Here is a 5,254-nt window from a genome sequence, read left to right on the forward strand (position 1 = left end):
GATAACAAAAAGATTTATATTGATAAAAGAGATCTAAAAGGCGTAAAGATAAATGATAATAATGAAAAAATAAATATAATTACTAAGGAGTTTACAAAAGAAAAGAATGAATTAAATTTAGTTGGCAAAACTGTTGAAGAAGCCCTTGAAGAGCTGGATAATTTTATATCTGTTATGCTTTTAAATAATGTAGAGGTCTTTTATATTATTCATGGCAGAGGGACAGGGAAGTTGAAAAAAGGTGTGCATGAGTATTTAAAGAATAATAAATATGTGAAATCATATAGAATAGCAAATGCTGATGAAGGTGGTGAGGCTGTTACAATTGTAGAGATATAGAATTGCATATTTTATTAATTTAAGCTTGACATATAAGGCTCTTAGGTCTATTAATTCTATTTATAGAATCAATAGATTCAATTTTGCCCGGGTGGCGGAACTAGGTAGACGCACAGGACTTAAAATCCTGTGGGTGTTTTCACCCGTGCCGGTTCGATTCCGGCCCCGGGCATATTAAATAAAATCCAGAATTTGTTATAATTTATGAACTTAAATTAATTTCAGCTAATCATTAATAGTGAAAAAATTATATAGAAAAGGGGTTAAAAAATGCGAAGAATATCTAAGCTTAGTTTATTATTTATTACAATTTTAGTTTTAACCACTTTAAACTTATCCGCAGCGGAAAAAATTATGAGTAAGAGTGTCTTTGGTTTTTATGAGAATATTGTACTTATTCCCTATGGAGTTAAGTTAAAAGCTAAAATGGACACAGGGGCAGATACCTCATCTATACATGGAGAAGATATTAATATTATTGAAGAAGAGGATAAAAAATTTGTAAAATTTCATTTTGAATGGGAAGAAGATGGTAAAGAGAAAGAGCTGGATATCAAAGCACCTTTTGTTAGATTTGCCTATTATGAACAAAAAGATGAGAAAGATGATGAGAAAAGACCAGTTGTATTATTAACTTTTTGTTTTGATGGTAAAAAATATGAAGATGAATTTTCAATTGCTAATAGATCTGGATTTAGTTCACCAGTTTTACTAGGTAGAAGTCTTATGAAAAAAAATGGTTTTGTTATAGATCCAAAAATAAACTATAAAGCAGATATTAATAAATGTAGTAATTATTTGAAAGATGAAAAGACTGATAATAAATAATGAATAATTGTTGTATTATTTATTTCTCTCAATATTATGTGAGTAATTATGTGGGTATAAAAACTAAATATGAATGAATGGCCTGTTAAGCTCTTATCTTCTATTTTAATTATTATAGGTCTGTTAATATTTGCTGTTAAAATATATGATTTAAATTTACCACTAACACCTGATAAGAAATCAGAGATATGGACAGTTGAGGCTAAGATAACTGTTGATGTAGATAATGGTCCTACAAAGATTAAATTCTACATACCAAAGAAACCATATAATTATCAAGTTATAAATGAAGATTTTGTATCTGGTGAATACGGGCAAACAATAGAAGATGATGGTGTAAATAGATATATTTTATGGGCTGTTAGAAAAGATAGTGGGAGAGATATACTTTACTATAGAATACAGCTCTCTAGCGCCCCTGGCAGAAATGCAAGAAGAATAAAACCAATGATTTCATATGTTCCAACACCCAAGTATACTGATATAGAGAGAACTGCAGTAAATGCAATTTTATCAAGGGTGAGAAGATCATCTGCTGATATTGTAACCTTTTCTAAGGAATTAATAAAGGTGGTTAATGAAAATAGTGAATCTGAAAATATTAAAATATTGATGAAAGATGTTAGAGGCGATAGAGATCTTGCTCTAAAAATAAAATACATTTTAGCAGGTGCCCATATACCAGCTCGCCTTATTTATTTATTACAACTTAAAGACGGCGCAAGAAATGCTAGGTTTATGCCTTTTCTAGAGGTAAATAATGGAAGTGAATGGATAGCGCTTAATCCTAAAACAGGCTCTAGTGGTATCCCTAACGATACCTTTATTTGGAAAACAGAGAGTGAAAATCCTGTTACAATATCAGGTGGGAAGATTGTTGATCTTAATATATCAATAATTAGAGCATTTAAAGAGATTTTGCCAATTATAAAAGAAAATGTTGATGTTAGCAAATCCCCTTTAATAGAATATTCTCTATTAAGCTTGCCTGTAAATACACAAAATTTATATAGAATTTTATTACTATTACCGCTAGGGGCTTTAGTTGTTGTATTTATGAGAAATTTTATAGGTATAGAGACAAATGGTACATTTATGCCCATATTAATTGCTCTCTCTTTTAGGGAAACCCATCTATTATTGGGTATAATTTTATTTACTATTATTGTTAGTGTGGGATTATTCTTAAGATTTTATTTAGAAAAATTAAAGCTACTTATGATACCAAGATTATCTGCTATTTTAACAATTGTTATATTGTTGATGTTAGTAATTAGTATTATTAGCAATAAGTTAGGTATTCCAAGTGCACTATCAATTGCATTGTTTCCACTGGTAATTATTACTATGACAATAGAAAGATTATCAATTGTGTGGGAAGAAAGGGGAAGATCGGAAGCTCTGAAACAAGGGGTAGGCAGTTTGATAGTTGCTGTGATTGGGTATTTTTTTATGCAAAATAGTATTTTACAACATTTGTTCTTCCTATTCCCTGAGCTATTACTTGTTATTCTTGGAATAATGATTCTTATGGGTAGATATACAGGTTATAGACTGCTTGAGTTTTATAGATATAGATATTTATTAATACATAAAAAATAATAATGCTAAATCCATATAATAGGTTAAGAAAACTTGGTATATTAGGTATAAATAAAAGAAATGCAGTCTATATACTCCCTATAAATAGTAGAAAATACTATCCTCTTGTTGATAATAAGTTAGAGACGAAAAAATTGGCGATAGAGCATAATATAGCTGTGCCAAAGCTCTATGGTGTTATAGAAATAAATAGACAGATAAAAAGTCTTGAGATGTTAATAGCAAAATTAGATGATTTTGTTATAAAGCCAATTAGGGGTAGTCAAGGCCATGGGATTTTTGTTATAACTGGTAGAATTAAAGATAGATTTGTAAGGCCTGATGGAACACTTGTAGATTTAGAAGTATTAAAGTATCATATTGTTAATATATTATCTGGTGTTTATAGTCTAGGTGGAAGCCCTGATAGCGCTATGATTGAATATCGTGTAAAACCTGATCCATTTTTTGATAAAATATCCTTTAAAGGGGTGCCTGATGTAAGGATAATTGTTTATAAAGGAATCCCTGTTATGGCAATGATGCGATTGCCTACAAGTTTTTCTGATGGTAAGGCCAATTTACATCAGGGAGCAATTGGTGTAGGTGTGAGTTTAGTAAATGGCAGAACAAATCATGCTATTATTGGCAATAAATTTATATATGAGCATATTGATACAGCAGTTGAGCTTTCAGGTTTGCAAGTGCCTTTTTGGGAAGATTCTCTTAAAATAGCTAGCAAGTGTTTTGATTTTACTTTTCTACAATATATTGGAGTTGATATCGTAGTTGATGAGGATTTAGGGCCTTTAGTATTAGAAATTAATGCAAGACCTGGTTTAAATATTCAATTGGCTAATGCCTGTGGTTTAGAACCTAGGTTAAGATTAATTGATAGTTTAGATAATATACCTAATGATGCTGAAAAAAGGGTAAATATATCAAAGGATCTTTTTAAATAATTTATTTACAGGTTTTTAATAAAGACTATAATTAAAATTTAAATGCCAAGGAAACCAGAAATTTTTTATCTGTGTGTTTGTATTCATCTTCGGGTATAATATTTTGATATTCTACTATATAATTGAAGACAATTGATAAATGTTTATTTATTTTGAAATCTAGAGAAGATTCTGAGTCTACAAAATATCTATCTGTATTATTAAATGCTATATCATAACTAAATTCTTCGCTAAATTCTATATTTTTATATATGTTATATGTATATATAATTCTTAAAACATTATTAACATTTGATGAGTTAGGTTTTTCTTTAATACTTTCATATTCGTAGTTTAGTGAGTCTAATATTTGTAGATTATGCTTGTCAGTATCTATTAATGTATAACCTAAGCCAGGGCCTGCATAAGTTCTCGAGAGGGTTCCCGAAAATTCATCTCTCTTATAGTAGCCATTAATAAAGTAAAAAAGTTTTTTCCTAATTGTGTGTTCGTAGCGTAAGTTAATTGTTAGTTCATTCTCTGTTTCATCACCATCTTCACTCTCCAAATAATATTCTAAATCTGAAAAAAATCTATCATTACCTTTAGGTTTGTTAACTTTTATTCTAATAGATAGTTCATCATCGTCAGTATTACCACTACTTGAAGCATAGGATATTCGTCCTTCTTTCTCCCAGTGGGGTAAAAAATTTATATCTAAGGCATATATTTGAGGACATAATAATATTACTAAAAATATTAATAAATATTTAAACATTTAGTTAATCTTGGTAAATATGTTTAAAAGTTGGTTAATATATACTTAAAATATTAATAATTTTCTATAAATATTTCATAAAATTCCTTAGGGTGGTCACAGGCAGGACATTTTGCAGGTGGTTCATAGCCCTCATGGATATAACCACATTTTCTACATTTCCACAAAACTTTTCTTTCTTTTTTAAAAACAAGTCCTTTTTCAATATTTTCTGCCAATTTTACAAACCTTATTTCATGTCTTTTTTCTACATCAGTTATTCTATTAAATCTTATTGCAACATCTTTAAAACCCTCTTCTTCAGCTATTTTTGCAGCTTCAGGATATAGTTTTGTGTTTTCTTCGTGCTCTCCAAAGGCAGCTGCTTTTAGGTTTTGCACAGTATTGCCGAGTGAAAAAGGATACTCAGTTGTTTTTAGCTCTAATGTCATCACTTCTTTTGCATCTAAGTTTTCTATTATATGGTCATAAAACCTTTTTGCATGCATCCTTTCATTATCTGCTGTCTCTAAAAATATATCTGCTATCTGCTTGTATCCTTCTTTATCTGCAATTGATGCATAATAGGTGTATCTATTTCTAGCTTGTGACTCGCCTGCAAAGGCGGATATTAAATTATCAAGTGTTTTTGTGCCTTTTAAAGATTTGCTCATAAATAACCCCCATACATAATTTTACATTTAATATTTATAGAATAAATTAATATAAATGTAAATATTATTTCTAAGTTATTATTTATTTATATTATTCTCACTTTCTTTTATATCTTCCTTACGCTGTTCGCTCC

At 29.4% G+C, this 5,254-nt stretch carries 6 protein-coding genes and 1 tRNA gene; 5 read left to right on the forward strand and 2 right to left on the reverse strand.

Translation table 11 applies throughout. The annotated features are described in order from the left end of the window. The 5 genes from SVN78_08155 to SVN78_08175 form a co-directional block, all read left to right on the forward strand. On the forward strand, positions 1–339 hold a 339-nt coding region (locus SVN78_08155; GenBank protein MDY6821577.1), incomplete at its 5' end, for a Smr/MutS family protein. An 85-nt stretch (positions 340–424) separates the two neighbouring features. Further along, positions 425–511, forward strand: a tRNA-Leu gene (locus tag SVN78_08160). A 98-nt stretch (positions 512–609) separates the two neighbouring features. Beyond that, positions 610–1,167, forward strand: a complete 558-nt coding sequence (locus SVN78_08165; protein MDY6821578.1) for a RimK/LysX family protein — start codon at positions 610–612, stop codon at positions 1,165–1,167. Positions 1,168–1,236: 69 nt separating this feature from the next. Beyond that, the gene (locus SVN78_08170) at positions 1,237–2,769 is read left to right on the forward strand and encodes a UUP1 family membrane protein (protein MDY6821579.1); all 1,533 of its coding nucleotides are present in this window, start codon (positions 1,237–1,239) and stop codon (positions 2,767–2,769) included. A 2-nt stretch (positions 2,770–2,771) separates the two neighbouring features. After that, positions 2,772–3,710 (forward strand): alpha-L-glutamate ligase-like protein, encoded by a 939-nt coding sequence (locus SVN78_08175; protein ID MDY6821580.1) that lies wholly within the window; start codon positions 2,772–2,774, stop codon positions 3,708–3,710. A gap of 31 nt (positions 3,711–3,741) precedes the next feature. Here the strand turns inward: SVN78_08175 and SVN78_08180 are convergent, their stop codons facing one another. Together SVN78_08180 and SVN78_08185 are read right to left on the reverse strand one after the other, a co-directional pair. Beyond that, positions 3,742–4,467, reverse strand: coding sequence for a DUF481 domain-containing protein (locus SVN78_08180; GenBank protein ID MDY6821581.1), 726 nt, complete (start codon positions 4,465–4,467; stop codon positions 3,742–3,744). Positions 4,468–4,520: 53 nt separating this feature from the next. After that, complete coding sequence (locus SVN78_08185; protein ID MDY6821582.1) at positions 4,521–5,120, reverse strand: rubrerythrin family protein; 600 nt, start codon at positions 5,118–5,120, stop codon at positions 4,521–4,523. Positions 5,121–5,254 lie beyond the last annotated feature (134 nt).

It is taken from the genome of Deferribacterota bacterium, from assembly GCA_034189185.1.
Taxonomy (GTDB): domain Bacteria; phylum Chrysiogenota; class Deferribacteres; order Deferribacterales; family UBA228; genus UBA228.

Excerpts from the sequence above, each read along its gene's own strand:
- SVN78_08165 (MDY6821578.1), top strand. The coding sequence starts at position 610 with ATGCGAAGAATATCTAAGCTTAGTTTATTATTTATTACAATTTTAGTT.
- SVN78_08180 (MDY6821581.1), bottom strand. The coding sequence starts at position 4,467 with ATGTTTAAATATTTATTAATATTTTTAGTAATATTATTATGTCCTCAA.
- SVN78_08175 (MDY6821580.1), top strand. The coding sequence starts at position 2,772 with ATGCTAAATCCATATAATAGGTTAAGAAAACTTGGTATATTAGGTATA.
- SVN78_08185 (MDY6821582.1), bottom strand. The coding sequence starts at position 5,120 with ATGAGCAAATCTTTAAAAGGCACAAAAACACTTGATAATTTAATATCC.
- SVN78_08170 (MDY6821579.1), top strand. The coding sequence starts at position 1,237 with ATGAATGAATGGCCTGTTAAGCTCTTATCTTCTATTTTAATTATTATA.